Genomic DNA, 3,486 nt, shown 5'->3' with positions numbered 1-3,486 from the left:
GGCGAGTTTCCACGTTATGCGGACGCGAAGATCCCAGACAATGCAGGAGTCACAGCGCAAAATATGCGGCTGGATAGTGGTGTGCTAAAGCCTTTGAATGGATATACACAGGGCGCAACACTGGCATTAACTGGCCACAACATTAACTCTATCCACTTGTGGAAGGTAGGCGGTAATGCGTATTGGTTGCGTTTTGCTGACAATGTTAATGTCATTCGTTCGCCTATTGCTGACGATGCTTATAGCCGTATTTATTGGAGTGGCGATACTCGTATGGGCGGTTCGCTTCTGTATTCTTATGCTGGAGCAGTCAATGCAGTAACTGGTGGAGGCGGCACAGAGTATCCTAATAACTATTACAAGCTAGGCATACCTGCACCAAAAAATAAGCCAACAACCGTATTAGCGTCAGCAGCACCTACGGATGATGTCAGCGCATCGGCTAGATTTTATACCTATACCTACATTGGTAAATTAGGCGAAGAATCCGCGCCCTACGCACCACTGTTAAATGACCCATCACCACCCGTTGCGCTTATCTGCCCAAATGCAGGGGCAACCGTTCATATTAGCGGACTTGTATTTGATGTATCAGCAGATACAGGGCGCGAAATTGAAGCGGTACGCTTATACCGTACCATTGTTGGCTCAACAGGTAATTCTGATTATTTGTTTTTAGATGAAATACCAAAAGCTGACATATTGGGAAGTAGCGGCAAATACTTAGGCGGTAAATACGTTGACTCTGTTGCTGATGACGGGCTATCTGAATCATTGCCTACGTCAACATGGGACGAGCCAAGAGACGGAATGTATAGCTTAGGTTTAACAGCCTATGGTGTGGCTTATGCAGCTAAAGGGAAGATAGTTTGTTTAAGTGAACCATTTGTCCCTTACGCATGGCCAAGAAATTACGAATTAACGTGTGATAACGATATTGTGGCTATTGGCCATTACGACAGTTATTTGATTGTAGGCACAAAAGGCCGACCCGTTATGATTACGGGTATTGACCCACAGAACATGAGCCAAGCCGAGCTACCCATCATCGAGGCGTGTGTATCGGCGCGTTCAATGGTGAACATGGGTGCATACGCGATATACGCCTCGCCCAATGGCCTTGTCATGGCTTCGGGTGGCAATGCTCAGTTAATTACCGAAGGTGTGATTACAGGCCGCGAATGGGCTAACTACACCCCATCAAGTATTCATGCTTACGAGTATCGTGGTCTGTATATTTTCTTTTGGTACACGGACAGCACTCACAAGGGCGGCTTTATCTTTAATCCACGCGCTCCAAGTGAAGGGTTTATCAGTCTTAGTGCATGGTTTGTGTCGGGTTATCGAGATATTGAGACAGATACGCTTTGGCTGATTGATAGCAACAAGATATTGTTCTCGTTTGATACTGATACCACCAACAAATTAACCATGACTTTTAAGAGTAAGTTGTTTTCATTTGCTCAATTTAGGCGGTTCTTGGCAGGGCAAGTGCTTGCTAAGTCTTATGCAGGCATGACGCTAAAAATATATGCCAATAACACACTTATCCACACACAAACAGTGACTAACAGAACAGCGTTTAGATTGCCGTTAGTGCCTATCGCTGAATTTTGGCAGTTGGAATTATCAACAGTTGATGAAGTGCGCGAGATTTCTATTTCTGAAACTATGCGCGAACTAGGTAACGAACAGTAAAGGGTAAGAATTATGGCGAACAATTTAAAGCTTTCAAATGCGTCTGTTAATGCAGAGGCCGATGCGTTATCGGTATTGCTGGATAATGGCTATTTGCGTATTTATGATGGCACACAACCGACTAATGCAGATACCGCACTAGGCGCACAAGTGTTATTAGCAGAATTACGGTTTAATGCTGATGCTGCGCCTGTTGCAGTGAATGGTGTGTTGACGTTTAACGCAATTACTCAAGATTCCAATGCTAACAACTCAGGCACAGCATCATGGTTTCGTGCATTAAAGTCTGACGGCTCTACAGTGATGTTTGACGGAACTGTCGGCACAAGTGGTTGCGACCTGAATATTGCTACAACATCTATTGTTGCAGGCGCAATTGTGGGCGTGACTTCATTCGTTTACACCGTCAATAAGGGTTAATCATGAGTGCCGATCAATCAATTCAATCTGTAAGCATTGATGCTTATGAGCAAATTGATGGCACTTGTTCGTTATCTCAAATTATTCAATCTGTTAGTGTTGATGCTTACGAATCATTAAGTGGTACTGCGGCTTTATCTCAGGCAATCCAATCTGTTAGTGTTGATGCTTTTTTTAATCATCAAAGCGCAATACAGGCTATTCAAAGCCTTAACGCTCAAGCATTTATTCAAATAAACGCCACAATCTCAGCCACTCAAGCAGCGCAGTCTATTGCTATCAATGCTTGGTATTATGATATTGCAATTACAGGCAATCTTGCACAGTCTCAGCAATCAATGTCTGCCAGTGCATTTTTACGCATTGATGCACAGATGACACTGACGCAGCCAAGCCAATACATGACCGCAACAGCATATAACTTAGTTATTACCGCGCCATCACCCATTGTTGTGATGACCCGTGACAGAATCCTTCGCAATATCCGCAACAGAGGAAGCCGCTAATGTTTGGTCGTCGTCGTGATATTCAAATTCCTAAAGTACCTGTATCGGGTGATAAGGCAACACAGAGTTGGATGACGGCAGTAGGGTCAATGCTGTCTAAATATATTGGTGGTGGTAGCAATGACCGCTTAGTGTCGGCAGGCGAATTGATTGATGCAGGTTTAGCAGGTACGGGAACAGGTGGGTTTTTAACTTTGCCACCAAGAAATTTAACGAAGCCGCCCAAAGTAACAGGACTTACGGCTAATGGCGCACTAGCCTCTATTTTTGTTGGTTGGCACAATCCGTCATTTAGCAATTATGCCTATACCGAGTTATGGCGTGCTGATATTGACGACATTGGACAGGCAGTATTGATTGCCAGTACAGCCGTCGAAAGTTATACCGATAATGTGGGTAGTGCTGCGACTAAATACTATTGGGCAAGGGCGGTATCAGATCAGGGCGTAAAAGGTGATTTTAACGCAGCGAGTGGCACAAAAGGCACAACCAGTTTAGACCCTGATTATGTGATGCAGGTTTTAACGTCAAGCACATGGAAGCCTAATACTACTTACTATCCGTTTCAGTATGTGCGTCCCACGATAGAGAACGGCTTTCAATATGCAGCGGTAGATGGTGGCAAGTCTGGAAACATTGAACCGACTTGGCCGACAACCATTAACGCAACGGTTGGTGATGGAACAATCCAATGGACTGCTGTTCCTGTTGATGAGCGAATCCCTTTTGTACTTGGCACATTAGAAGATGGTACGCCTGCTGTGTTTATGGATACGGCTTATATTAAGAACGCGAGTATTACCAGTGCGAAGATTAGTGAGTTAATTGCGGATAAAATTGAAACAGGTAATTTGATTGCTGA

General features: G+C 44.3%; 4 protein-coding genes. All 4 read left to right on the top strand.

What is annotated here, in order from left to right:
- A partial coding sequence (locus tag Q0212_RS14595) for a hypothetical protein (protein ID WP_297926847.1) occupies window positions 1–1,698 on the top strand: 1,698 nt, incomplete at its 5' end.
- Window positions 1,699–1,710: 12 nt separating this feature from the next.
- Window positions 1,711–2,118, top strand: coding sequence for a hypothetical protein (locus tag Q0212_RS14590; RefSeq protein WP_297926845.1), 408 nt, complete (start codon window positions 1,711–1,713; stop codon window positions 2,116–2,118).
- Window positions 2,119–2,120: 2 nt separating this feature from the next.
- Window positions 2,121–2,624 (top strand): hypothetical protein, encoded by a 504-nt coding sequence (locus Q0212_RS14585; RefSeq protein WP_297926844.1) that lies wholly within the window; start codon window positions 2,121–2,123, stop codon window positions 2,622–2,624.
- A partial coding sequence (locus tag Q0212_RS14580) for a hypothetical protein (RefSeq protein ID WP_297926842.1) occupies window positions 2,624–3,486 on the top strand: 863 nt, incomplete at its 3' end. The genes Q0212_RS14585 and Q0212_RS14580, both read left to right, overlap by 1 nt.

The sequence above is a fragment of the uncultured Agitococcus sp. genome, assembly GCF_937920075.1.
Taxonomy (GTDB): domain Bacteria; phylum Pseudomonadota; class Gammaproteobacteria; order Pseudomonadales; family Moraxellaceae; genus Agitococcus.
This window is presented reverse-complemented; position numbering and strand designations above follow the sequence as displayed.